The sequence below is a fragment of the Streptomyces sp. NPDC002773 genome (assembly GCF_040295605.1).
Lineage (GTDB): Bacteria > Actinomycetota > Actinomycetes > Streptomycetales > Streptomycetaceae > Streptomyces.
Window position 1 is genome coordinate 14,400 of sequence record NZ_JBEOVO010000032.1, and the last position, 24,489, is coordinate 38,888.

A 24,489-nucleotide genomic window follows, 5' to 3' on the forward strand; every position below is an offset into this window, starting at 1 on the left:
GGCTCGGGGTGTGCGGGCTGGACGGGGTGTGCGGCTGGTTCCGGGCAGGCCGGAGCGCGCGGGCAGGCGGAGCAAAGGGGGTCCTCGGAGGGCGCGGCGAGCGGGTATGCGCCGACCATACCAGGATGACAATCATTTTCATTACAGGGGCGGAACCCGCTCGCACTCAGCCACCCGGCGCAATCGGGGTGCCGCCCTTGAGCCGCTCGATGTCCGAGGCCCTGACCTGGATCACGAAGAGGGCGATCAGCGCGCCGACCACGGCGAAGATCGCCGCCGTGACGAAGCCCGCGGAGACGCCGGAGGTCAGGACCTGGTCGCCCCAGGGAGGCGGAAGCTGGCCGGTCCTGGCGAACTGGGCCTTCTCCAGCGGGCCCGCCTGGGACAGGAAGGCGGGGACCTGCTTGTCCGCCTCGTTGCGGCTGGCCGTGCCGAAGACCGTGACCAGGATCGAGAGGCCCAGCGAACCGCCCACCTGCTGTGTGGCGTTGAGCAGGCCGGACGCGGCTCCGGAGTCCCTCGGTTCGACGTTCGACAGCGCCATGATGGTCAGCGAGACGAACATCAGGCCCATGCCGAAGCCGAAGACGAGGATCGGCCCGAGGATGCTGCCCAGATAGGTCGAGTGCACATCGGTCAGGGTCAGCCAGGCGAGGCCCGCCGCGGCGAGTACCGAGCCCGTCACCATGAACGGCTTCGGCCCGTACCGGGGCAGCAGGGTGGACGTGAGCCCCGCGCCGACCCCGATGATCGCGCTCACCGGCAGGAACGCCATGCCCGTCTTCAAGGGGCTGAAGGCCAGGACCTGCTGCACGAACAGGGTGAGGAAGAAGAACATCCCGAAGATCGCCGCCGCCAGGCACAGCATGATGGCGTAGGTGCCGGAGCGGTTGCGGTCGGCGAACATGCGCAGCGGCGTGATGGGTTGCTGGGAGCGGCGTTCGACGAGGAAGAACACGGCCAGGAGCACGACCGCCGCGACGAACGAACCGATCGTGTACGGGTCGCGCCAGCCCTCCTGGGCGGCGCGGATGAACCCGTAGACGAGCGCCACCATGCCGAGCGTCGAGGTGAGGGCGCCGGTGAGGTCGAAGTGGCCGGGGCGCCGCTCGGACTCCTTGACGTGGCGGGGGGTGAGGAAGGCGATGAGCAGGGCGATGGGCACGTTGACGAAGAAGATCCAGCGCCAGTCGAGCCACTGGACGAGCATGCCTCCCGCGACCAGACCGATCGCGCCACCGCCGGCCGACACACCCGCGAACACACCGAAGGCCCGGTTGCGTTCCGGGCCTTCGTCGAACGTCGTGGTGATGAGGGAGAGCGAGGTCGGTGAGGCTATCGCGCCGCCGACGCCCTGGAGGGCCCGGGCGGCGAGGAGTTGCCACTCGCTCTGCGCGAGTCCGCAGAAGAGCGAGGCGAGCCCGAAGAGCAGCACGCCGAAGATGAAGACGCGTCGTCGGCCCAGGATGTCGCCGGCACGGCCGCCGAGCAGCAGCAGACCGCCGAAGGTGAGGGTGTACGCGTTGACGACCCAGGCCAGGCTGGTCGTGGAGAATTCCAGCGCGCTCTGGATGTGTGGGAGCGCGATGTTCACGATCGTGATGTCGAGGACCACCATCAGCTGGCACGAGGCGATGACGAACAGGGCGATGCCCTTGCCGTCACTGCCGTTCCTCGGGGTGGCGGTCTGTGCCGGGGTCGTCGGCTTGGGGGTACTCATGGCGCCTCGGGTCCTCGCCGGTTGAGTGAGCCGTGGGCCGGTCAGTCCACCTTTCGACCCTAAGCCCGGCCCGCGCGGGGGACCAGTTGATCAATCGTGGCCCGGCACCAGCGCGCGAGATCAGGCCCCGGCACCAGCGCGCGAGATCAGGCGTGGGCGGGCTCGTCCAGGACCGCGAAGCCGTCGAGCTCCACCCGGGCCTGTGCGTCCCAGAGGCGTACGACTCCGATGACGGCCATCGCCGGGTAGTCGCGGCCCGCCAACCGGCGCCAGATGCGGCCGAGTTCATGGGCGTGGGCCCGGTAGTCCTCGACGTCGGTGGTGTAGACGGTGACGCGGGCGAGGTCGGCGGGGGTGCCGCCGGCGTGCCGCAGGGCGGTGAGCAGGTTGGCGAGGGCGGTGGTGAACTGCTCGGTGAGCGTGTCTCCCACGACCGCGCCCTCGCTGTCGAGGGCGGTCTGTCCCGCGAGGAAGACCAGACGGGTGCCGGTGGCCGTGACGGCGTGGGAGAAGCCGCTGGGCGGGGCGAGTTCGGCGGGGTTGTGCCGGTGCAGGCTCATGGGGACGGCTCCTCCTGTTTCCCGACTCCTGTCGACTGTTTCCCGACTCCTGTCGACGGTGGGGCGGTACGGCGGTGGGACGCGTACAACTCCTTGGCGATGATGGACCGTTGGACCTCGGTGGCTCCCTCGTAGATCCGGGGCGCCCGGACCTCGCGGTAGAGGTGTTCCAGGAGGTGGCCGCGTTGCAGGGCGCGGGCGCCGTGGAGTTGGACGGCGGTGTCGACGACGTACTGGGCGGTCTCCGTGGCGAGCAGTTTGGCCATGGCGGAGCGCCGCGGCACGTCCGGGTCGCCCTCGTCGTACGCGGTGGCCGCCGCGTACACCAGGAGGCGGGCGGCCTCGGTACGGGTCGCCATCTCGGCGATCCGGTGGGCGACGGCCTGGAGGTCGGCGAGGTGCCCGCCGAAGGCGGGGCGGGCGGCGGTGTGGGCGAGGGCGGCGTCCAGGGCGGCCTGGGCCATGCCCACGGCGAAGGCGCCGACGCTGGGCCGGAAGAGGTTCAAGGTGTTCATGGCGACCCGGAAGCCCCGGTCCGGTTCGCCGAGGAGGTCCTCGGGGCCGACGGGGACCCCGTCGAAGGTGAGGGTGCCGAGGGCGTGGGGGGCGAGCATGTCGAGGTGCTCGCCGCCGAGGCCAGGCCGGTCGGCGGGGACGAGGAACGCGGTGACGCCACGGGCGCCCGCGTCCCGGGTGGTGCGGGCGAAGACGGTGGCGAAGTCGGCCTCGGGGGCGTTGGAGATCCACTGTTTCTCGCCGTGCAGCCGCCAGCCGCCGCGCCCGTCGGGGACGGCGTCGAGGGCGAGGGCGGCCGCGTCGGAGCCCGCGCCCGGTTCGGAGAGGGCGAAGGCGGCGACGGCCCGCCCGGCGGTGACCTCGGGGAGCCAGCGGGCGCGCTGCGCGGGGGTGCCGAAGGCGGCGACGGGGTGGGCGCCGAGGCCCTGGAGGGCGAGGGCGGTCTCGGCCTCGGTGCAGGTCCGGGCGAGGGATTCGCGCAGGAGGCAGAGGTCGAGGGCGCCCGCGTCGAAGAGCCGGGCGAGGAGGCCGAGTTCGCCGAGGGCGGCGACGAGGGGGCGGTTGACCCGGCCGGGTTCACCCTTCTCGGCGAGGGGCTTCAGGCGTTCGGCGGCGAGGGCGCGGAGCTCCGCACACCAGGTGGTCTGTGCCGTATCGAGCGAGAATGCGGGCATGTGGGCCCTCTCTGACGCCCCCGGGCGTCCTCGTCCCTGCGCGGTCGGGCGCGCCTGCCGTCCCGGCGCGGCCCGGTGGCCTTCTCCGGGCCTTCCCAGGCGCCGTTGTCGCGAACCGTTGACTGCCGTCACCAACACGATACGCTCACGGAGCGACGGACGACCCCACCACGACAGGGGGACGGACCCATGGAGCTGACGCCCTCGGCGCACCTCGACACCTTCGCCCGCGACCGGCTGCCGCCGCCGGACCGGTGGCCGCGGCTCCTCTTCGACCTCCCGGAGCTCGCCTACCCCGACCGGCTGAACTGCGGCGCGGAACTCCTCGACCGTACGGTGGAACGGTTCGGCGCCGACCGGCCCGCCTTCCACGACGGCGAGGGCGGCGTCTGGAGCTACGGGGAACTCCAGGACCGGGTCGACCGCATCGCCCACGTCCTCACCGCCGACCTGCGCGTACGGCCCGGCAACCGGGTCCTCCTGCGCGGCCCCACCACCCCCTGGCTCGCCGCCTGCTGGCTCGCCGTGATGAAGGCGGGCGCGATCGCCGTGACCGTCCTCGCCCAGCAGCGCGCCCCCGAGCTGGCCGTCATGGCGGACGCGGCCCGCTGCACCCACGCCCTCTGCGACGCCCACACCCTCGACGAGCTCGTCGCGGCCCGGGTCCCGGGCCTCCGCGTCACCCCCTTCGGCGGGGAAGGACCGGACGACCTCCTCGCCCTCGCCGCCCGACGCCCCGGCCCGTACCCGGCGGTGGCGACGGCCGCCGACGACGTGGCCCTGATCGCCTTCACCTCCGGCACGACCGGGCAGCCGAAGGGCTGCGTCCACTTCCACCGGGACGTCCTCGCCGTCGCCGACACCTTCTCCGCGCACGTCCTGCGCCCGCTGCCCGACGACGTCTTCGCCGGTTCACCGCCGCTCGCCTTCACCTTCGGCCTCGGCGGGCTCGTCGTGTTCCCCCTGCGGGCCGGGGCGAGCGCGGTCCTGCTCGAACAGGCCGGGCCCAAGCAGCTGCTCGCGGCGATCGAGCGGCACCGGGTGTCGGTGCTGTTCACCGCCCCGACGGCCTACCGGGTCATGCTCGACGAGCTGGCCCTCGGCACCGCCCCAGGCGTGGGCTCGCTGCGCCGCTGCGTCTCGGCGGGCGAGAACCTCCCCGAGGCCACCTGGACCGCCTGGTACCGGCGCACCGGACTCCGCCTGATCAACGGCATCGGCGCGACCGAGCTGCTGCACATCTTCATCTCCGCCGCCGACGGCGACATCCGGCCCGGCACCACCGGCCGCCCCGTGCCCGGCTGGCAGGCCCGGATCACGGACCGCGACGGCCGGGACGTCCCGGACGGCGAGGAGGGGCTGCTCGCGGTGCGCGGGCCGGTGGGCTGCCGCTATCTGGCCGATCCCCGCCAGGCCGAGTACGTACGGGAGGGCTGGAACGTCACGGGCGACACGTACGTCCGCGAGCCCGACGGCTGGTTCCGCTATGTCTCACGGGCCGACGACATGATCATCTCGGCCGGGTACAACATCGCGGGCCCCCAGGTCGAGGAGGCGCTCCTCGACCACCCCGACGTCCTCGAGACGGCGGTGGTGGGCCGCCCGGACGAGCTGAGGGGCCAGGTCGTCGTGGCGTACACGGTGGTACGGGACGGGGTGCCGCGCGACGCCACCACGGCCGCCGCGCTGCGGGCCTTCGTGCGCGCCCGCCTCGCCCCGTACAAGTCGCCCCGCGAGATCGTCTTCCGGGACGCGCTGCCCCGCACGCCCACGGGCAAGCTCCAGCGCTTCCGGCTGCGGGACCAGGTGGGACCCGGGCGCGACGCGGGCGCCACCCCCTAAGGTGATCACGTGGCCGAGCAGCACACTCCCCGATCCCTGATCGTCTCCTTCTACGGCGCGTACGGCCGTGCGCCCGACGGGCCGGTGCCGGTGGCCGCGCTCATCCGGCTGCTCGCGGCGCTCGGGGTGGACGCACCCTCGGTGCGTTCCTCGGTGTCGCGGCTGAAGCGGCGCGGGCTGCTCCTTCCGGGCCGTACGGCGGACGGGTCGGCCGGGTACGCCCTCTCGGAGGACGCCCGCCGGCTCCTGGACGACGGCGACCGCCGTATCTACGCCCGTACCGAACCGAAACTGTCCGAGGGCTGGGTCCTCGCCGTCTTCTCGGTGCCCGAGGCCGAGCGCCACAAGCGCCACCTGCTGCGCTCCCGGCTCGCCAGGCTCGGCTTCGGTACGGCGGCGCCGGGCGTGTGGATCGCGCCCGCGCGGCTGTACGAGGAGACCAGGAACGCCCTGGAGCGCCTGGAGCTCTCCCCGTACGTGGACCTCTTCAGGGGCGACCACCTGGGGTACGCGGCGACGGCCGGGGCGGTGGCCCGCTGGTGGGATCTGCCGGCGATCGCCGCGCTCCACGAGGAGTTCCTCGCGGCCCACGGGCCGGTGCTGCGGGCCTGGCGGGCGGCCCCCGCGGGCCCCGAGGACGCCTACCGGGACTACCTCCTCGCCCTGGACTCCTGGCGCCGGCTGCCGTACGCGGACCCGGTCCTCCCGGCGGAACTCCTCCCGGACGACTGGCCGGGCCGGCGCTCGGCGGAGGTCTTCACGGCCCTGCACGAGCTGCTGCGGGACCGGGGCGCCGAGTTCGTGCGCCCGTTCCTCTCCGGAGAGCAGCCCGCCCAGGACGCGTCCGGCCGGGGGTCAGGTGCCGCGGCTCCGCCGGGCGGATCCGGCGGAGCCCCGGGCCTGTCGTGAGGGTTACAGGCCGCCGGTGTACAGGAGCCTGTTGGGGCTTCCCTTGGAGACCGTGAGGGCGCCCTTGGTGGACTGCTCGGCCAGCCAGGCGGCGACGGCCTCGGGCGTGGCCTTGGGGTTCTCGGCCTGGTAGAGCGCGGCGACGCCCGCCACGTGCGGGGCGGCCATCGACGTGCCGTTGAACGCGATGCTGCCCCCGCCGAGCTTCGCGGAGGTGATCGCCACGCCCGGTGCGTACATCCACAGACACGGGCCGAAGTTGGAGAAGTCGGTTTCCTTGTCGGCGTGGTCGGTGGCGCCGACGGTCACCACGCGGTCCGCGCCGGCCGGGGAGATCCCGCAGGCGTCGACGGCGGAGTTGCCGGCGGCGACGACGGGCAGGACACCCGCTGTTGCCAGGGCGGTGGCGGCCGTGTTCAGGGCGACGCTGCGCGGGCCCCCCAGCGAGCCGTTGAGGACGGCCGGCTTCTTGGCGTTCGCGGCCACCCATTCCATGCCGGCGATGATCCCCGAGTACGTGCCCTTGCTCTCGCAGTTCAGCACCCGCACGCTCACCAGGGAGACGTCCCGTGCCACGCCGTAGGTCGCGCCGCCGACGGTGCCGGCGACATGGGTGCCGTGGCCGTTGCAGTCGGCGCCCTTGAGGCCGTCGCCCATCGCGTCGAACCCGAAGACCGCACGGCCGCCGAACTCACTGTGGCCGTACTCGATGCCGGTGTCCAGGATGTAGGCGGTGACCCCCTTGCCGGTGCCGTTGACGTGGATCTCGTTGTTCAGCGGCAGGTACGGCTGGTCCATGCGGTCCAGTCCCCAGCTGGAGGACGTCGCACGGAAGGGCTGCTTCGCGTCGCCGACCGGCGTCGCACTGGCCATGGCGTCCTCCTCGACCGCCTCCACGCCGGGCAGCTTGCGGACGGCGTCCAGCTGGACGGCGTCGAGCTGGGCGGCGAAGCCGGGGAACACCGAGCTGTAGGTGAACAGCGGCTTGACCCCGGCGACCTTCTGAGCCGTCGCGGTCCCGGACAGACCCGCCTTGAGCGTGATGATGTACCGGCCGGGGACGGCGTCGGCGGATCGGTGCAGAGGGGCCGGCGAGGCTCCGGGACCCGGTTCGCCGGCCGCGGCCGCGCCGGGCACGGCGCACAGGGACACGAGCAGCAGGGCCGCGGCGGAGGCGGCCCGCATGGGCTTGCGCATTGAGGACTCCGTTCAGGCACGCGTGCGGGCCCTCCCGCTGAGGGGCCTTCGCACGCGATCACTTGATCATTCGTCCACGCGCAGGTCATACCTGAGGAAAATCACCTGGTCAGGCCAGGGATGTACGCCACCGCCGCAGGCCCGGCCGGACCACGGCTCAGGCCGGGTCCCGGCGGCCGGTGGGGGGTCGGCGGCTGCCCGCGCGGTACGGGGCCGGCCAGGGCGCGGCCGGGCCCTCGTAGTCCTGTTCGGCGGCCGCGTGCAGGGTCCAGTGCGGGTCGTAGAGGTGGGGGCGGGCCAGGGCGCAGAGGTCGGCGCGGCCGGCGAGGAGCAGCGAGTTGACGTCGTCCCAGGAGGAGATCGCGCCGACCGTGATCACCGGGACCCCCAGCTCGTTGCGGATGCGGTCGGCGTACGGGGTCTGGTAGGAGCGGCCGTAGGCGGGGGTCTCGTCGGGGACGACCTGGCCGGTGGAGACGTCGATCGCGTCGGCGCCGTGGGCGGCGAAGGCACGGGCGACCGCGACGGCCTCCTCGTCGGTCGTGCCGCCCTCGGCCCAGTCGGTGGCCGAGATCCGGACGGTCAGGGGGCGCTCGTCGGGCCACACCTCCCGTACGGCGTCGAAGACTTCGAGGGGGTAGCGCAGCCGGCCGTCGACGTCGCCGCCGTACGCGTCGGTGCGGTGGTTGGTGAGCGGGGAGAGGAAGCCGGAGAGCAGATAGCCATGGGCGCAGTGCAGTTCGAGGAGGTCGAAGTCGCAGCGGGCGGCCCGGCGGGCGGCGGCCGCGAACTCCTCGCGTACGGCGGTGAGTCCGGCCCGGTCCAGTTCCTTCGGGGTCTGGTTGACGCCCGGCCGGTACGGAAGCGGTGAGGCGGCGGCCAGGGGCCAGTTGCCCTCGGGGAGCGGCTGGTCGATGCCCTCCCACATGCGCCGGGTGGAGCCCTTGCGGCCGGAGTGGCCGAGCTGGACGCCGATCGCGGTGCCGGGTGCCTGGACACGGGCGAAGGCGGTGATCCTGCTCCAGGCGGCGGCCTGTTCGTCCGACCAGAGGCCGGTGCAGCCGGGGGTGATGCGGCCCTCGGGGCTCACGCAGACCATCTCGGTCATGACGAGTCCGGCGCCGCCGAGGGCCCTGGCGCCCAGGTGGACGAGGTGGAAGTCGCCGGGGACGCCGTCCTCGGCGACGTACATGTCCATGGGTGAGACAACGATCCGGTTGCGCAGGGTCAGTCCCCGCAGCCGGAACGGGGTGAACATGGGCGGGGTGCCGGGCGGGCAGCCGAAGTCGCGTTCGACGGCGGCGGTGAAGGCCGGGTCGCGGAGCCGCAGGTTGGCGTGGGTGACGCGGCGGCTGCGGGTGAGGAGGTCGAAGGCGAACCGGCGCGGCGGCCGGTCGACCCGTCCCGCGAGCTCCTCGAACCAGTGGAGGCTTGCGGCGGCCGCGCGCTGGGTGGAGGCGACGACGGGACGCCGCTCGGCCTCGTAGGCGGCGAGGGCGTCCGGGAGGTCGGGGTGGCCGTCGACGGCGTGCGCCAGGGCCAGGGCGTCCTCCACGGCCAGTTTGGTGCCGGAGCCGATGGAGAAGTGCGCGGTGTGGGCGGCGTCGCCGATGAGCACGGTGTTGCCGTACGACCAGCGCTCGTTGACGACGATACGGAACGCGGTCCAGGTGGAGTTGTTGGCGCGGAGCTCCCGGCCGGCGAGCGCCTCGGCGAAGATCTTCGCGCAGCGGACGGTGGACTCGGCCTCGTCGAGTTCGTCGAACCCGGCCGACCGCCAGACCTCCTCGCGCATCTCGACGATGGCGGTGGAGGCACCCGCCTCGTAGGGGTAGGCGTGCAGCTGCATCACGCCGTACTCGGTCTCGGCGATCTCGAAGCGGAAGGCGTCGAAGGCGAAGTCCGCGGCCAGCCAGATGTAGCGGCAGCGGTGGGTGGCGACCGTGGGGCGGAAGTGCGGGGCGTGGGCTTCGCGGGTGCGGCTGTGGACGCCGTCGGCGGCGACGACCAGGTCGTGGCCGGCGGCGAGGACGTCGGCGGGCGGGGCCTCGGTGCGGAAGCGGAGCCGTACGCCCAGGTCGGTGCAGCGGGCGTGCAGGATCTCCAGGAGCCGGCGGCGGCCCAGGGCGGCGAAGCCGTGGCCGGTGGAGCGGGTGCGGTGGCCCCGGTGGACGACGTCGATGTCGTCCCAGCGGACGAGGTCGCGGCGGAGTGCCTCGTACACGGCGGGGTCGGCGTCCCGGATGCCGCCGAGGGTCTCGTCGGAGAGGACCACGCCGAAGCCGAAGGTGTCGGAGGGCGCGTTCCGCTCCCAGACGGTGACCTCGCGGGCGGGGTCGAGCCGTTTGAGGAGGGCGGCGGCGTAGAGCCCGCCGGGTCCGCCGCCGACGACGGCGATCCTTGACGGGCCGGTCGTGTCCCGCGGCCCCGCCATGGCTAGCGGCCCTGCCATTTCGGGGGGCGTTTCTCGGTGAAGGCGGCGTGGAACTCGGCGTAGTCCGCGCCGTTCATCAGGAGGGCCTGGGTGGCCGCGTCCATTTCGATCGAGGCGGCGAGCGGCATGTCGAGCTCGGCGGTGAGCAGGGCCTTCGTCTGGGCGAGGGCGAGGGCGGGGCCGTCGGCGAGGCGGCGGGCGAGGGCGGTGGCCCGCTCGCCCGCGTGGCCCTCCTCGGTGAGTTCGGAGAGCAGGCCGATGCGCTCGGCCTCGGCGGCGTGGACGGGTTCGCCCAGCATGAGGAGCCGGGTGGCGTGGCCGAGTCCGACGACCCGGGGCAGCAGATAGGCCGCGCCCATGTCGCCGCCGGAGAGGCCGACCCTGGTGAAGAGGAAGGAGAAACGGGTGGTGGGGTCGGCGATCCGGAAGTCGGCGGCGAGGGCGAGTACGGCCCCGGCGCCCGCGGCGACGCCGTGGAGGGCGGCGACGACCGGGAACGGGCACTCGCGGAGGGCCCGGACGACCTGGCCGGTCATCCGGTTGAAGTCGAGGAGCTCGGCGGTGTCGAGGGAGAGGGTGGCGCCGATGATCTCGTCGACGTCCCCGCCGGAGCAGAAGCCGCGGCCCTCGCCGTCGAGGACGAGCGCGCGGACGGTCCGCTCGCGGGAGAGCTCGGCGAGGAGGTCACGCAGGTCGGCGTAGGCGCCGAAGGTGAGGGCGTTGAGTTTCGCGGGGCGGGCGAGGGTGACGGTGGCGACGCCGCGGTCGATGGCGAGGCGCAGATGCCGCCAGTCCGCGGTGCGGGGCGCGGAGCCGGTGAAAGGGCTCATCGGGAAGGGCCTCCTTCCTCCGTTCGGAGGGTATCACCGTACTGTGACTGTCGTCACGAGTGCGCGATAAAGGAGGGGTGAGGTCGGGCCGCCCTAGGTCCTGGGAAGCGTGTGACTGAGGTCCCTGCCGGTGAGGGAGGGGCGCCTCTGGAAGGAGAAATTACAGCTCGTAAGGTTGAAACCAGGACGTCCCGGATGCCCCGCCCACTCGGGACGCCCCGCCCAGCCGCCCCACCGCCCCCACTCGGTGAAGGGAGCCCTGCCCTCCATGCCCGAAGCCACCGGACCCGCCCCGTCCGGGCCCCCCGGCCCGGCCGCCTCCTGGCACATCCAGCTGCCGCACACCACCGCCGCCGTGCCGATCGCCCGCGCCCTGATCCGTACCGCGCTCACCGACATCGACCCCGGGGCCGCCGACTGCGACACGGCGGAGCTCCTCACCGCCGAGCTCGTCGCCAACGCCGTCGAGCACACGGGCGGCCGCGGCCCGATCGAGCTCGTCGTCGAGCTGCTCCCGGGGCTGGGCGGCTGCCAGATCGAGGTCCACGACCCCGAGCCCAGCCGCCCCGGCGAGCTCGTCTGCCCCGAACCGGGGACCGAGGTCGACCCCTGGCAGGAGCACGGCCGCGGCCTCCTCCTCATCCGCGCGCTCAGCAGCGACTGCGGGCACCGCCCCACCGCCCACGGCAAGGCGGTCTGGTTCACCCTGCCGGGGATACCGGGCCAGCGCCGCCCGGCACCGTGACCGGGTACGCGCGCGCGTGCGTGGACCCGTAAAGGGGATTACGCCGTCGGGCCGGCCAGCGTCGCGACCATGACCGCCTTGATGGTGTGCAGCCGGTTCTCGGCCTCGTCGAAGACGACCGAGTGGGCCGACTCGAAGACCTCGTCGGAGCACTCCAGCTCGGTCAGGCCGTGCCGGGCGTGGATGTCCCGCCCGACCGCCGTACCGAGGTCGTGGAAGGCCGGCAGGCAGTGCAGGAACTTGACGTCCGGGTTCCCGGTGGCGCCCAGCACGTCCATGGTCACCGAGTAGGGGGCGAGGGCGGCGATCCGCTCGTCCCAGACCTCCTTGGGCTCCCCCATCGAGACCCAGACGTCCGTGGCCACGAAATCGGCACCCCTGACCCCCTCCGCCACGTCCTCGGTGAGGGTGACGGTGGCGCCGCTGGCCTCGGCGAGCTTGCGGGCGGCGGCGACGACGTCCTCGGCCGGCCAGTACGCCTCGGGGGCCACGATCCGTACGTCCATGCCGAGCAGGGCGCCGGTGACCAGGTAGGAGTTGCCCATGTTCATCCGGGCGTCACCGAGGTAGGCGAAGGCGATCGTGTCCAGCGGCTTGTCGGTGTGCTCGGTCATGGTGAGCACGTCGGCGAGCATCTGGGTGGGGTGCCAGTCGTCGGTGAGCCCGTTGAAGACGGGGACGCCCGCGAAGGCGGCGAGCTCCTCGACCGCGGCCTGGCTGTCGCCCCGGTACTCGATGCCGTCGAACATCCGGCCGAGGACGCGGGCGGTGTCCTTGACCGACTCCTTGTGCCCCATCTGGGAACCCGAGGGGTCCAGGTAGGTGGTGGAGGCGCCCTGGTCGGCGGCGGCCACCTCGAAGGCGCAGCGCGTGCGGGTCGAGGTCTTCTCGAAGATCAGGGCGATGTTCCTGCCACGCAGCCGCTGGACCTCGGTGCCCGCCTTCTTGGCGGCCTTGAGCTCGGCCGAGAGCGCGATCAGGGCGCGGAACTCCTCGGCGGTGAAGTCCAGCTCCTTGAGGAAGTGGCGGCCGATGAGGTCTGTGGCCATGGGACGCGCTCCTATGGGTACGGTCGGGGGACGACGGTCGGGGACGGTTGGAAGTGTATACGCATATAGGCATTTCTATACAGCCCCGCCCCGGGCTCAGGCGGCATCTCGCTCCACCGGGCAGCTCATGCAGCGCGGGCCGCCCCTCCCCCGGCCCAGCTCGCTGCCGGGGATCTCGATCACCTCGATGCCCTGCTTGCGCAGAAACGTGTTCGTGGTGGCGTTCCGCTCGTACGCGACGACCACGCCCGGCTCCACGGCGAGCACGTTGCAACCGTCGTCCCACTGCTCCCGCTCGGCCGCGTGCACGTCCTGCGTCGCCGTCAGGACGCGGATCTCCTGGAGCCCCAGCGCCTCGGCGATCGCGCTGTGCATGTGCTCCGGCGGATGGTCGGTCACCCGCAGGGGCTGCCCCGCGTCCCCCGGCTGGATCGTGTACGAACGGAGCATCCCGAGTCCCGCGTACTGGGTGAACGTGTCCTGGTCGACCATCGTCATCACCGTGTCCAGGTGCATGAACGCGCGCCGCTTCGGCATGTCGAGCGCGATGATCGTGCGCGCCGAACCGGCCGCGAACATGCCCCGGGCCAGCATCTCCACCGCCTGCGGTGTCGTCCGCTCGCTCATCCCGATGAGCACGGCGCCGTTGCCGATGACGAGGACGTCCCCGCCCTCGATGGTCGACGGATAGTCGGCCTGCCCCTCCGACCAGTGGTGGAAGGCCCCCGCCTCGGTACCGGTGAAGAGCGGATGGTGCTTGTAGATCGCCTCGAAGTGGACGGTCTCCCGCTGCCGGGCCGGCCAGCGCATCGCGTTGATCGACACGCCGTCGTAGATCCAGGCCGAGGTGTCCCGGGTGAAGAGATGGTTCGGCAGCGGTCCGAGGAGGAAGTCGTCCAGGTCCAGGGCGTGGAACCGGACCGAGGTCGGCTCGCGGTGCGCCGCCAGGAACTCCCGCTTCGTCATCCCGCCCACGAGCGCCTCCCTCAGCGCGACCGCGTCGAGCGAGTCGAACGCGGCGCGGAGGTGGTCGGCGGCGAGCGGCCCGTACTCCTTCTCGTGGAAGACCCGGTCGAGCACGAGCGCGCGGGCCGCCGGCACCTCCAGGGCCTCGCTCAACAGGTCCCCGAAGAGATGCACCTCCACCCCCCGGTCCCGGAGGACGTCCGCGAAGCCGTCGTGCTCGTGGCGGGCCCGGCGCACCCACAGCACGTCGTCGAAGAGGAGGGCGTCCTTGTTGCTGGGGGTGAGCCGCTTCAGCTCCAGATCGGGGCGGTGCAGGATGACGCGGCGCAGCCGCCCGGTCTCGGAATCGACGTGGAATCCCATGCGCCCATCCTGACGGAGCGGGGCCGCCGGGGCCTGCGTTTCGGAGGAGGCGGGGGTGGTCGGGACCGTCGTCGCGGCCGTCGTCGGGGCCGGGAACGTGGTCGCGGTCGTCCTCCCGGTCCTCGCTGTCCTCGCCGTCAGGTGAACCGCCCCCATGCCGCGACCACGAGGATCGCCGCCACCAGGCCGCCGATCAGCATCCCGGCGCGGCGCAGGAAGCGGCGGGTGTAGCCGTTGCCGGGGTCCTCCGGATGCGGGCCGGAGGACCGGGGTGCGGGAACTCCCGGTCGGGCGGGCCCCCGGGGCACGCCGTACGCCTCCTTGAGGAGAGTGAGCCAGACCGCCTCCGGCAGGCCGGGCCGCTCCCCGTCGACGATCAGCCAGAAGGTCTCACGCGCGGACGGCGCCGGGCTCGTACGGAGCCGGGAGAGCAGCGCGGCGACCGTGCCGGACGGGGCGTCGCCGCCGCCGAGGAGCGGGCGGACCGCCCAGCGGTGCAGCTCGGCGGCGTTGGCCGCGCGCTGCTCCTCCGACGGGTCCGAGGGGTCGGCGTCGCTGCCCGGGGGCGCCACGGCCCAGAACTCCTGGCCGAGGGTCACTTCGCACAGCTCCCTGCGCAGCGGATGCTCCCAGGACGGGAGACGGCGGGCGGTCTCGCGGAGGAGGAGGGTGAGGACGACGTACGCCTGCGGGCGGCGCAGCGCGTCGAGCAGCTCGCGGCTGCCGCCCCGCTCGACGAGCTCGCGTGCCTCGTCCACGGTGCGCACCATCGGCAGCTTGTGCACGAGCCCGGTCTCTACGTCCCTCTCCCGACCGCGCGCCCTGGCCCAGCTCCTCCCGGCGGCCGCACCGGGCCCGGTCCACTCGGGCGGGACCTGGGGAAGGACGGGGCGGGGGTACGGGTCGGTCCCGGGCCGCTGCGATGGCTTCCCGGGAGCGGCCCCGGGGCGCTGCGAGGGCTCTGGCGGTACGGACCCGGGCGACTGCGACGGCTCTGGCGGTGTGGACTCGGGCCGGTGCGACGGCTCCGGCGGTACGGACCCAGGTCGTTGCGCGGGCTCCGGCGGTACGGACCCGGGCCACTGCGACGATTCCGGCGGTACGGACCCCGGCCACTGCGACGGCTCCGGGGCGGGGTCGCCCAGGGCGGTCTGGCGGGGTTCCCGTTCGTTCGCCTCGACGCGGTACGGGGGTGTCCTCGGGTCCGTACCGACGGAGTCGTCCGAGTCGGGCCGGGACTCCGGCCCCGGGTCCTGTCTGAACCACAGGTCGGGGCGCTCCGCCGGGCCGGGGCGGGCCGTTGCCCCGGGGTCCCCGGGGTGGGCCTCCGCGGTCCGGCCGCCCGATGTCCAGCCCCACCGCCGCCCTGCGGGCTTCGCGGTCGGGGTCACGTCTGCACGCGGCGGGGCCGCAGGGCCCGCGGCGCGGCCGTCGAGGGCGTCGAGGGCGTCGAGGGCGCGCGTGGCCGTGTCCAGGAGGGGGCCGCGGCGGGCGGCGGAGGCCGCGTGGAGGGCGCTGCCGACCGCGTATTCGCCGCCCTCGCCCTCCGCGATCCCCCGCAGGTGGTGGCGGACGAGCCGGGCCGCGATCTCCTCCGCCCGGTCGCCGTTCCGCTCGCGCGGGTCGACGCGGCGGCGCTCGGTGTTGCGGCTCGCCGCGCCGGACCAGCGGCCCACGAACACGTAACGGAGCGCGGGGAGTTCGGCGGTGTCGTGGGTGGCGAAGGTCCACCGGCGGTCGGTGAGCGTCCCGAACATGCTGTGCAGTCCCCAGAGCACGGGGCAGGCGACACCGCCCTGTTCGTCGAGGACGGTGAAGCGTTCGTCGGGGTGGCGGAGCAACTCCGCGACGGTTCCGGTGAGTTCCTCGGAGGCGTACGCCAGGGTGTGGTCGAGCTCCGCCTGCCCCCGGCCGGTCGCCGGGAGGAGGACCTCCTCGGGGACGACCGGCAGCCGCCCCCGCACCCGGGCCGCGTCGACGTCGGCGCCCTCCCAGGTCCAGGCGTGGAGCCCGAGGCAGGTGGCGGGTTCGAGGAGTTCGGGGGAACCGACGAGGGCGTGGCAGAGCACGGAGGTCCCGCCGTCGGCGTCCTTGAGCGGGAGGCGCCGGATCAGCATCACCTCCGCGCGGCGCTGGAGCCGGATCAGGGCCGGCCGGGTCTCCTCGCCGCTGGCGCGGAGCACGGGTCCCGAGGTCCGGAAGAGGTTCTCCGCCTCGTCGCGGGGCCCCGACCAGGCGACCGGCCCGAAGCCCGTGCTGCCGGTGAGGTTCTCGCTGTCCCAGCGGAAGACGATCTGGTCGACCTCGTTCTCCGACCGTGTCATCGGAACATCCCCTCTCCGGGCCCCGCGGGCCCCACGGATTCCGCCCCGGGCAGCAGCCCGCACATGGCGAAGAGCGAAAGCAGTGGCGCGAGGACCCGGCGCGGCCGGGCCCCGTGCGGAAACCGGTCACCGCGGGCCTGCCCGCCGGTCGCGGCGACGAAGTGCAGGGTGCAGTGTGCGCAGTCGTCGAAGGGCTTGAGCCAGGCGGCGCTGGCGTTCTGGGCGAGGAAGGCGTACGCGTCCCGGCTCTCGGCCCGCGCGGCGGCGGGGTCGTGAGCGGCGGGCAGGGCGCGGCCGAGCCAGCGGTCGACGACGGGCTCGAACCGCACCAGGTCGCTCTTGTTGACGGCGAGCGCGGCCGGCGCGGCGACGAGGCCGCCGCGCTGCCGGGGGATGCGGTTCAGGACGGTGGCGAAGGCCTCGTCGCCGAGCTCGCGCCGGCGCAGCCCGCTCTGTTCCCGCACGGGGTTGAGCGACGGCAGCCGGAGCGCGCGCAGCGGGTCGAGGACGAAGACGAACGCGTCGACGCCCATGAGGAACCGGCCGACCTCACTGTCCTGGGCGAGGTCCTCGCCCGCGAGGTCGAAGAAGACGACGGGCCGGGGTGGCGCGCCGCCCGCCGAGACGAGCAGACCGTCGGCGAAGCGCGCGAAGGTCTGCTGTCCGGTACGGGCCAGCTGCCGTCCCTGCTGGAGGCTCTGCACGCGCTCCCGCAGATAGGTGCGGTGCGCCTCGGGGTTGAGCGGCCGGCATTTCAGCCCGTACGGTTCGAGGCCGCCGAGTTCGACCTCGCCGAGCATGGCGGCGAGGAGGTGGGTCTTGCCGACGGAGGAGCTGCCGACGAGGGCGATGGAGAGCGGCTCCCCGTTCGTGAGGTAGGGCACGGGGAGTTCGTGCCCCTCGTCGCCGTCCCGTGTGTGGGGGCACAGGTGGTACGCCTTGCGCAGGGCGTCCGTGCGGTGGCCGGGCCGGCGTTCGGCGCTGAGGTCGAGCGGGATCCGGTTGCCCTTGGCGTCGATGGTGACGAGGAGCCGTTCGTCGTACTCGACGGGGAGCAGGCAGTGCGGGCACATCCGGCTCCGTGAGGGCGGCGCCGGTACGGGTTCGGGCGCGGTGGCGCGGGCCGTCTCCTCGCCGCCGCCGAAGACCCGGCGGAACACGGAGGTACGCGGGGGTCGCGCGTCCCGGACGGAGGGCTCGGGGGCCTCCCCCGCCGCACCCGCACCCGCACCCGTACTCGGCGGGGATCCCCCGGAGAGGGCGCGTTTCCGCGCGATCTGGGTGTCGTACTCGGCGCGCCACCGGTCGAGCGGATCCGCCGCGCCGACAGCGGCGGCGAGCGGGTCGGGCACGTTCAGGAGCCGCAACAGCTCGGCCGGCTGCGGGCGGTCCGCCGCGCGCGGGGAGAAGAGACCGCTGTGCTCGAGGGCGGCGAGGCGCCGGTAGTCGGCCAGGTCCGCAGGGGGCCCTTCGCCCCGGTCGGGGCGGCCGGAGAGCAGGTAGTAGGCGAGTTCGGCGACGGACCACAGGTCGTCGCGCGGATCGGCGTCGCCGAGCCCCGCGCGCTGTTCGGGCGAGGCCCAGGGGGCGGCGCCGAAGGGCAGGCGGGCCTCCCCGGCGCGCAGCGCCGCGTACGGTTCGCAGAGCCGTACGCGCGCCCCGTCCCACCGTACGGTGTCGGGGCTGATCGCCCGGTGGACGAGGCCGAGGTCGCCCAGGAGGCGGACGGCGAGGGCGAGTTGGCCGGTGATGGCCTCCGGGGCGTCTGCGCCGAGGTTCCCCGCCCAGGCGGAGAGGGGGCGCCCGCCGGGGGGCCGGTACAGCACGAAGGGCTCGGCGGCGGTCAGGTCGAAGCCGGCGATCCGGGGCAGGACGGCCACGAACTGGGCGGTGCCGTAACGCCGTTCGAGGGCGACGGCGGCCGCCACCTCCCGCTCCAGGAGCCCGTACGCCTGGGGGTCGCCGTGCGACGAGGCCAGCCGGTACTGGATGACCGGCATCGAACTGGCCCCCAGGACCGCCCGGCGCGCGAGGACCCCCGGGCGGCCGGGGGGCTCGCGGTCCTCACCGAAACGCACGGCGAAGCGGAGCCGCGCCTCCTGGGGGGTCAGGAACTCCAGCTCCTGGTAGTACGGGTGGGGGGGCGGGCTCGGCCGGCTGAGGTGGTCGGGGTGGTCCGGACCGAGGGGGTGGCGGGGGTCGGCCGAACCGGCCGGGCCGGTCGGTTGGTTCGGGTCGGTCACGTTTCTCCCGCCTCCTCGGCGCGGACGGTGTGCACGACGTCCGCGCGCAGCGGTACGAGACGGAGGATTCCGGCGTGGCGTCCCGCACCGGTCCACACGACGTCCTCGGCGGTGCCCCGCCAGATGTCGTTCCCCGCGGCCCCGCTCCGCATCGCCTCGGGCACGAAGCGGACCTGCCGGGCGGCGAGCGGGTCGTGCGAGAGCAGCCGCAGGTGTTCGGGGCCGCAGAGCGCGACCGTACGGAGGGGGTCGTCCTCGGACAGGATCAGCAGGGCCACCGCATCGGGGGCGACCCCGGTGAGCCGGGCGGCGTCGGGCCGGTCGGAACGGTCGGTGAGGGCGGCGGGCCCGGACAGCGCGTGCGGGTCGCGGAGGCCGTCGTACCGGGGCGGCGGCGAGGCCGCCACATCGCGTTCGAGACGGAGACGGGTCTCGTCCAGGAGCTCCGCGATCCGCTGCTCGTGGACGGCCGGCGCGATGGCTCCGGGGTCGCGTTCGATGCCCGCCCAGCACCGGTCGAGGATCTGGAGGGTGCCGGTGACCAGATCGCCGACGAGCGTGTCGACGAGCAGGGGCCCGCCGTCCCCGTACCGCCGCTCGAGCCACGCGGGCGCGGGGAGGGACGGGGGGCCGCCGCGCGGGGGCGGGGACGAGGGCGGGCCCTGAGCCGGGGCCGGGGTCGGGGTCCCGTGCGGGGCCGGAGTCGGGGTCGGGGGCGGTGCTGAGGTCCGTACCGGCGGGAGGTCATCGTCCATGTCGGACCAGACGTCCTCCTCCCCTCCGTCCGTCCAGTCCTCCCAACTCCAGGACGTCGTAGACCCGTCCTTGGCCGGTGGCGGTACGGCCTCCCGTACGGCCTCCGGCGCGGCCTCCATCTCCGGCGGCGCGGCCGATCGCCCGTACGCCTGCCCCCGCGTGTCGGCCGTGTCCGCGAGGCCGCGGAGCAGTCGGGCGACCGCCCCCGCCCCGGCCGAACAGTGGTGCCGCACCTCGGCGAAGAGCCAGTCGTGCACGGCGGTCGTGACGACCAGGGCCTCGATCTCCCGCAGGATCCGCCGGGCCTCCTCCGGGTCCGCCCGCTCCCACCAGTCGTCCACGGCCCGGGTCCAGTCGCGCAGCGCGAGCAGGACGACGGCCGTGACGGACCCGACGAACGCCACGGCCCCCAGCCAGGGCGGTGGGCCGAGGTACCCGCCGAGCCCCGCCCCGACGAGGCCGCCGAGCATCCCGCCGACGAGCCGGGGCGCCGCCCCCGTGGACCCGCCGCCGTCGATCCGCCCGTCCGGGGAACGGTTGGGCCTGCGCTGCAGCATCAGATGGGCGAGCCCCGCGGCGAGCACGCCCACGGCCGGGCCGAGGTACCAGCCGAAGACCGGCCCGAGCCCGGCGAGCAGGGCGAGGATTCCGGTCACGACGAAGGCCACGGGGCGTGAGCCGCCGGCCGTGAACGGGTACCGGCCACCGAGCCGGCGCAGCCGCTCCGGCCCGCAGATCACATCGAGCCGGGCGAGCCGGGCGGCGCTGCCGACGGGAGCCGTGCGCGCGGAGAGCGCGGAGAGCCGGGCCGCCACGGAGCGGAGCGGGAGTCCCTTGCCGATCAGGTCGTGGGTGTGGTCGCGCAGGGCGGGGACGATCCCGGCGCGCGTGATCTCCCGTGGCATCTCCGGCAGTTCGACCCCCCGGTCGCGGAGCACACCCCGGTGCTCGGCGGTGAGCCTGCTGCCGCCCGCGGCGCCGAAAGCGTCCGCGACGGCGGTACGGAACCGGGCCAGCTCCTCCGTCGCCCGCTCGATGTCACCCGGCAGGTCGACGGTGAGCGCGGCGCCGCCGAGCAGCCCCGCCGCGCCCCGTACCCGGTGATAGCCGTCGACGGCGTCCTCCACGGCCTCGTCGCAGGCGGCGAGCCGGGACCCCGCCCTGCCCTGCGGCGAGAGCAAGCGGTGTCCGGCGAGGGAACGCGGCACGCCCTCGTCGAGAAGCAGCCCGAGGGCGCCCGGCAACTGCTCGGCGGAGGCGGACGCGGACGCGGTGCCGGCCGGGACGTCCGGGCCGGTCAGTCCTTCCACCGCCTGCCGCCAGGCGCGCGCCCGCGCCTCTTCGGTGAGGTCGTGTTCCAGGACGCGTACGGCCGGTACGGCGACGCCGTGCACCACCTCGCCGAGCGCGCGCAGGACGGCGTCGAAGACCTCGGGGGTGGAGAGGACGTCGACGAGCGGACGCAGGACGGCTTCGCCGGGGACGCCGTCCTCGACCGTGTCGAACAGCCAGAGCACGCCGGCGGCGGGCGGGCGGAGGGTGAGGGAGCGGCTCAGCTTCCGCTCGCCCCTGGCGCCGACGGCCAGGCAGACGATGTGGGCGGGTCCGTAGGAGGAGAGACGTTCGTAGAGCAGCTGGTGGGCGACGAGCCGGTCGGCCTCGTCGAGGACGAGGAAACGCCGCTCGCCGCCGGGCTGCGGGGTGTCGAGCGCCGCGCGGACGGCGGCGTCGAGGTCGTACGCCCCCGCCGCCGACCGGAGGTCCAGGCAGACGGCGTGGCCGGGCAGCGGCCGCTCGGGAAGGACGCGCTGGCTCACGCTCCCTCCCGGTACGGCTCGTCCCCGAAGTCCGGCCCGAAGTCCGGCTCGGGCTCCAGCTCCCAGCCGTCCCCGAAGATGGACGTCTTGGGGGGCGGCGGCGGCGCCGCGGACGGGTTGCCGTAGGCGGTACGGGGGTCGGGCGCGGTGGCGTTCCCGTGACCGGGCGCGGTGGCGTTCCCGTGACCGGGCGCGGTGGCGTGGCCGGGTGCGGTGCCGTGGCCGGGAGCCTGCCCGTGGCCGGGCCCGTGCCCGTGGCCGGAAGCCTGCCCGTGGCCGGGCCCGTGCCCGTGGCCGGAAGCCTGCCCGTGGCCGGAAGCCTGCCCGTGGCCGTACCCGCCGTGGCTCTGGGCCTGACCGAATCCCGGCCCCGGCCCCTGGCCCTCGCGGCGTGGTGCGTGCTCGTACAAGGCCCGCAAGGTGGATCTCCTGGCGCGGGCCGCCTTGGGGAAGCGCATGTCGAGGGCGCCCGGGTAGGTGACCTGCCAGAAGTGGCGCAGGGGGGCGAGCCATTCGCTCTCCGATTCGCCGTAGCTCGCGGCCTCGGCGGCGAGTCCGTCGATCAGGGCGAGCTGGCGCGGGGCGACCTCCTCCACGAAGTGGGTGAAGAGCGGGGCCGGGGCGGCCGGTACCTGCGCGAGGCCCTTGGGCAGGGCTTGCATGAGGCGTTCGCAGAACTGCTCGATGATCTGTCCCTCGTCGAGCAGCGCCCACCGCTCGTACGCCCGGAGCAGTCCCGCCCAGCTGGAGAGCGAGCCGTCGAAGCCCTCCAGGCGGAGCGACATCGTCGCGGACTCGCCGTCCTGGAGCCGGATGCGGACGACGTGGGGCGAGTCGGCCGGGCCCTCGGCGCCGACGTGTCCGTTCCACATGGCGCAGAGCAGCCGGTGGAGGATGCGCTGCCGGTCGTGTTCGGTGGCGACCAGCCAGTCGTCCTGGTAGCCGAGCCGCTGGCGCCAGGGCAGGAAGTCGTCCTCGCTTGCCGCGTCGCGGGCCTCGGCCCAGAGGCTGAGGACGCCGCGGACCTCGGAGATGTCGGTGAGGTTCATGCCGCTGCGGAAGAAGACGACGGTGATGGAGTCGGTGTCGCCGGCCCGGCTCTCCGGGGTCACCCGGGAGGGCAGGTTGAGTTCCTGTTCCAGGTAGTCGCGGGCCCGGCCGTCGGACTCGCTCGCCGGGTGCACGATGAGGATCTTGAGCGGGCCGCTGCCGTCGGGAACGAAGCCGACCGGGATCAGCCCGGCGAGGCGGGCGCGGAACTGGTCGAGCCAGCGCGGGTCGACCTTGGCCTCCGCGGTCTCGTCGCCCGACGCGGCCCGGAGCAGCAGCTCCATCGAGGGCAGCAGGGGGCGGGCGAAGGCGTCCTCGTTGGCCTCGCCGAAGAGCCGCTTGACCCGCCGTTCGACGACCTGCTTGATCTCCTTCACCGCGGCGCTGGGCTTCGAACGGCGGACGGTGTCGAGGGCGTGTCGCCAGTCGTCGGGGCCGACGAGCCGGCCGAGGAGGGACGCGGGGTCGGCCGACTCGGGCAGGCCGAGGCTCTGGGCGAGGCGGTCGACGACGTCGTCGTAGAAGGCGCGCAGGGTGTTCTGCGGGGGCAGCAGGTAGGCGATGCCGGCGCGGTCGTCGCGGTAGAGGTCGCGGCGGCGCTCGGCGAAGGACTTCGCCTCGTCGTACTCGTGGGCGCGGAGCGCCTTCGTGAGTTCGGCGATCTCGGCGGAGACGGTGTTGAGGGAGGGCCGCCACTGGGCTTCGCCGGCCTGCCAGCCGCGGTGCCAGAGGGTACGGGCCCGCCACTGGTACCAGGCTTCCTGGGCGGCGAGCGCGTCCTGGACGTCGGGGTCGCTCCACCGGGCCGGTACGACGCCGCCCACCCCGCCCTTGATGGAGGGGATGGCGGGGGCGGAGGGCTGGACGTTCGGGGGGCGTTCGGGTTCGTTGCGCCGGTTGTCGAGCATGCCGGTGAAGCCTTCCCTCGCCACCCGGTCGGGGTGGGCGGGGAGGCCCGCGAGGACCACCTCGATCTGGAACGGGTCCATGTGGCCGAGGAGTTCGCGTACGCCCGCGCTCGGCCTGAAGTCCTCGGCGAGGCGGGGGATCTCCCGGGCGAGACCTTCGTCGAGGTGGCGCAGGGCCTCCTCCATGTCCCCGAGCCGGTTCCGCAGCTCCTGGGTGATCTTCCCTTTGCCCCGGGGGAGTTGCTCGGGGGCGGGGACGTCCGGGGCCTCCCTGGTCCAGAGGCGGCCGACGGCGGAACGGGTGAAGAGCTCCCTGACCTGGTTCTGTCCCTCCCGGTCGGGCCGCCGGGCGCGCTCGGACATGCCGCGTACGGCCTGGGCGAGGAGGCGGGCGGCGACGATCTCGGCGAGGTCGTCGGCGGGGACGGTGAGGGAGGCGGCGAGGCTGGTGGACATGCCGCGGTAGCCGATGCCCGAGCGGGCCGGGGTGGAGCGCTCCACGCTCTTGTTGATGAAGCTGGCGGCGAAGGACTGGTAGTCCTCCTCGACGCGGGTCGCCGAGCCGTTGTCGTCGCCGAGGTCGGTGCCGATCAGCGACAGCACCATGGCGGCGATGGAGCGGCGCAGGTCCTCGCTGCCGATGACGGACGGTTTGGAGAAGAGGAAGGCGGTCTGCATGGTGGCGGGGCGCAGGGCGACGACGCCCTCGCCGGGGTACGTGACGCTGAGCCGGCCGCGGTCCTCGACGTCGCCGACCTGGTCGAGGGCGTCGGGCACGTTCTGGTCGTCGACGAGCCGCGAGAGGTCCACGAGGGCGCGGGCCGAGTTGAGTTCGGCGTCGCGTCCGCCGCCGGCCTCGGGCGGGAACGCGGAGGGCATGACGACGAGCGGGTAGATCTTCACCCCTGGTACCCCGGCGTTGCGGAACTCGTGCCCGATGAGGTGGATGAAGTCGTAGAAGATGCCCGCCCCGGTGCCGCCGGCGACGGAGAAGGCGACGAACACGTCGCAGCCCCTGATCCGGCCGCCGCCGACCCGCCGCAGGTCGCCGGCGGACTGCCCGATGGCCCCGATCGCCTCGCGGAGCTGGCGCAGGACGGGTTCGAGCCCGGAGCGCAGGGTCGCGAACAGTGCGGCGCGGCCGACGGTCGGCAGCTGTCCCGCGCCGTTGTTGAGGGGGGCGACGCGCGGCTGGCGGGCGTGCGGCGGCAGCCAGAGCCGGGTCTCCTTGGGGACGGCGACGCGCAGCATGCCCGTCATCTCCGGCGAGGAGTCGAAGTCGGTGGGCAGCAGGTCGCGGATCATGCGGGAGGTGCGGGCGAAGGCGGCGCCCTCGGCGCCCTTCGCCTTGAACTGCGGCTGGCCGAGCAGCTCGCCCTCGCTGAAGTCGGCGTAGACGAACTGGAGGCAGTCGGGGAGCTGGAAGGGCAGGCGGCGGCCGCCGTCGACGAGGTCGGTGCCGTCGGGGCCGCAGAGTTCCCGGCGCAGGCTGCGTTCGAGTTCGCTGCCGATGCGTCCGCCGGTTCCGCCGAGTCCGACGAAGAGCATGGGCTGGTAGATCTTCATGTCGTTCTCCTCGGTGACCC

15 protein-coding genes are annotated in these 24,489 nt (G+C 74.0%); 3 read left to right on the forward strand and 12 right to left on the reverse strand.

The window, feature by feature from the left end:
• Positions 1-166: 166 nt before the first annotated feature.
• The 3 genes from ABT034_RS28715 to ABT034_RS28725 all read right to left on the reverse strand — a co-directional run bounded on the left by ABT034_RS28715 (position 167) and on the right by ABT034_RS28725 (position 3,470).
• Positions 167-1,720: an MFS transporter gene (locus ABT034_RS28715; RefSeq protein ID WP_351219967.1), complete on the reverse strand. Its 1,554-nt coding sequence runs from the start codon at positions 1,718-1,720 to the stop codon at positions 167-169.
• A 146-nt stretch (positions 1,721-1,866) separates the two neighbouring features.
• Complete coding sequence (locus tag ABT034_RS28720) at positions 1,867-2,280, reverse strand: RidA family protein (RefSeq protein ID WP_351219968.1); 414 nt, start codon at positions 2,278-2,280, stop codon at positions 1,867-1,869.
• Positions 2,277-3,470: an acyl-CoA dehydrogenase family protein gene (locus ABT034_RS28725; RefSeq protein WP_351219969.1), complete on the reverse strand. Its 1,194-nt coding sequence runs from the start codon at positions 3,468-3,470 to the stop codon at positions 2,277-2,279. Before ABT034_RS28725 ends, ABT034_RS28720 begins: the two co-directional genes overlap by 4 nt.
• A 189-nt stretch (positions 3,471-3,659) precedes the next feature.
• Between ABT034_RS28725 and ABT034_RS28730 the strand changes: the two genes are divergently transcribed.
• On the forward strand, positions 3,660-5,312 hold the full coding sequence (locus ABT034_RS28730) for an AMP-binding protein (RefSeq protein WP_351219970.1): 1,653 nt from the start codon (positions 3,660-3,662) through the stop codon (positions 5,310-5,312).
• A 9-nt stretch (positions 5,313-5,321) separates the two neighbouring features.
• Positions 5,322-6,221, forward strand: a complete 900-nt coding sequence (locus tag ABT034_RS28735) for a PaaX family transcriptional regulator (protein ID WP_351219971.1) — start codon at positions 5,322-5,324, stop codon at positions 6,219-6,221.
• A gap of 3 nt (positions 6,222-6,224) precedes the next feature.
• Here the strand turns inward: ABT034_RS28735 and ABT034_RS28740 are convergent, their stop codons facing one another.
• From ABT034_RS28740 to ABT034_RS28750, 3 genes are all read right to left on the reverse strand, one after another.
• On the reverse strand, positions 6,225-7,418 hold the full coding sequence (locus ABT034_RS28740; RefSeq protein ID WP_351219972.1) for a S8 family peptidase: 1,194 nt from the start codon (positions 7,416-7,418) through the stop codon (positions 6,225-6,227).
• A gap of 157 nt (positions 7,419-7,575) precedes the next feature.
• Positions 7,576-9,870 carry a bifunctional salicylyl-CoA 5-hydroxylase/oxidoreductase gene (locus tag ABT034_RS28745; RefSeq protein ID WP_351219973.1) on the reverse strand — a complete coding sequence of 765 codons (2,295 nt, stop codon included), beginning with the start codon at positions 9,868-9,870 and terminating at the stop codon, positions 7,576-7,578.
• Positions 9,855-10,682 carry an enoyl-CoA hydratase family protein gene (locus tag ABT034_RS28750; protein WP_351219974.1) on the reverse strand — a complete coding sequence of 276 codons (828 nt, stop codon included), beginning with the start codon at positions 10,680-10,682 and terminating at the stop codon, positions 9,855-9,857. The genes ABT034_RS28745 and ABT034_RS28750 overlap by 16 nt, the downstream gene beginning before the upstream one ends.
• 268 nt (positions 10,683-10,950) lie before the next feature.
• On the opposite strand from ABT034_RS28750, the gene ABT034_RS28755 reads away from it, so the two are divergent.
• On the forward strand, positions 10,951-11,427 hold the full coding sequence (locus ABT034_RS28755; protein WP_351219975.1) for an ATP-binding protein: 477 nt from the start codon (positions 10,951-10,953) through the stop codon (positions 11,425-11,427).
• 38 nt (positions 11,428-11,465) lie between these two features.
• On the opposite strand, the gene argF is transcribed toward ABT034_RS28755, so the two are convergent.
• The 6 genes from argF to ABT034_RS28785 all read right to left on the reverse strand — a co-directional run bounded on the left by argF (position 11,466) and on the right by ABT034_RS28785 (position 24,469).
• Positions 11,466-12,476, reverse strand: a complete 1,011-nt coding sequence (gene argF, locus ABT034_RS28760) for an ornithine carbamoyltransferase (RefSeq protein WP_351219976.1) — start codon at positions 12,474-12,476, stop codon at positions 11,466-11,468.
• Between the two features lie 96 nt (positions 12,477-12,572).
• The gene (locus ABT034_RS28765; protein WP_351219977.1) at positions 12,573-13,805 is read right to left on the reverse strand and encodes an arginine deiminase; all 1,233 of its coding nucleotides are present in this window, start codon (positions 13,803-13,805) and stop codon (positions 12,573-12,575) included.
• A 137-nt stretch (positions 13,806-13,942) separates the two neighbouring features.
• On the reverse strand, positions 13,943-16,129 hold the full coding sequence (locus ABT034_RS28770) for a hypothetical protein (protein WP_351219978.1): 2,187 nt from the start codon (positions 16,127-16,129) through the stop codon (positions 13,943-13,945).
• Positions 16,126-18,372, reverse strand: a complete 2,247-nt coding sequence (locus ABT034_RS28775; protein WP_351219979.1) for a hypothetical protein — start codon at positions 18,370-18,372, stop codon at positions 16,126-16,128. Before ABT034_RS28775 ends, ABT034_RS28770 begins: the two co-directional genes overlap by 4 nt.
• On the reverse strand, positions 18,369-20,945 hold the full coding sequence (locus ABT034_RS28780; RefSeq protein WP_351219980.1) for a hypothetical protein: 2,577 nt from the start codon (positions 20,943-20,945) through the stop codon (positions 18,369-18,371). The genes ABT034_RS28775 and ABT034_RS28780 overlap by 4 nt, the downstream gene beginning before the upstream one ends.
• The gene (locus ABT034_RS28785) at positions 20,942-24,469 is read right to left on the reverse strand and encodes a tubulin-like doman-containing protein (protein ID WP_351219981.1); all 3,528 of its coding nucleotides are present in this window, start codon (positions 24,467-24,469) and stop codon (positions 20,942-20,944) included. Before ABT034_RS28785 ends, ABT034_RS28780 begins: the two co-directional genes overlap by 4 nt.
• Positions 24,470-24,489 lie beyond the last annotated feature (20 nt).

What these genes read in the sequence shown, in the direction of transcription:
- ABT034_RS28765 (WP_351219977.1), bottom strand. Translation starts at nt 13,805, where the DNA reads ATGGGATTCCACGTCGATTCCGAGACCGGGCGGCTGCGCCGCGTCATC.
- ABT034_RS28745 (WP_351219973.1), bottom strand. Translation starts at nt 9,870, where the DNA reads ATGGCAGGGCCGCTAGCCATGGCGGGGCCGCGGGACACGACCGGCCCG.
- ABT034_RS28740 (WP_351219972.1), bottom strand. Translation starts at nt 7,418, where the DNA reads ATGCGCAAGCCCATGCGGGCCGCCTCCGCCGCGGCCCTGCTGCTCGTG.
- ABT034_RS28725 (WP_351219969.1), bottom strand. Translation starts at nt 3,470, where the DNA reads ATGCCCGCATTCTCGCTCGATACGGCACAGACCACCTGGTGTGCGGAG.
- ABT034_RS28730 (WP_351219970.1), top strand. Translation starts at nt 3,660, where the DNA reads ATGGAGCTGACGCCCTCGGCGCACCTCGACACCTTCGCCCGCGACCGG.
- ABT034_RS28755 (WP_351219975.1), top strand. Translation starts at nt 10,951, where the DNA reads ATGCCCGAAGCCACCGGACCCGCCCCGTCCGGGCCCCCCGGCCCGGCC.
- argF (WP_351219976.1), bottom strand. Translation starts at nt 12,476, where the DNA reads ATGGCCACAGACCTCATCGGCCGCCACTTCCTCAAGGAGCTGGACTTC.
- ABT034_RS28750 (WP_351219974.1), bottom strand. Translation starts at nt 10,682, where the DNA reads ATGAGCCCTTTCACCGGCTCCGCGCCCCGCACCGCGGACTGGCGGCAT.
- ABT034_RS28715 (WP_351219967.1), bottom strand. Translation starts at nt 1,720, where the DNA reads ATGAGTACCCCCAAGCCGACGACCCCGGCACAGACCGCCACCCCGAGG.
- ABT034_RS28785 (WP_351219981.1), bottom strand. Translation starts at nt 24,469, where the DNA reads ATGAAGATCTACCAGCCCATGCTCTTCGTCGGACTCGGCGGAACCGGC.
- ABT034_RS28770 (WP_351219978.1), bottom strand. Translation starts at nt 16,129, where the DNA reads ATGACACGGTCGGAGAACGAGGTCGACCAGATCGTCTTCCGCTGGGAC.
- ABT034_RS28720 (WP_351219968.1), bottom strand. Translation starts at nt 2,280, where the DNA reads ATGAGCCTGCACCGGCACAACCCCGCCGAACTCGCCCCGCCCAGCGGC.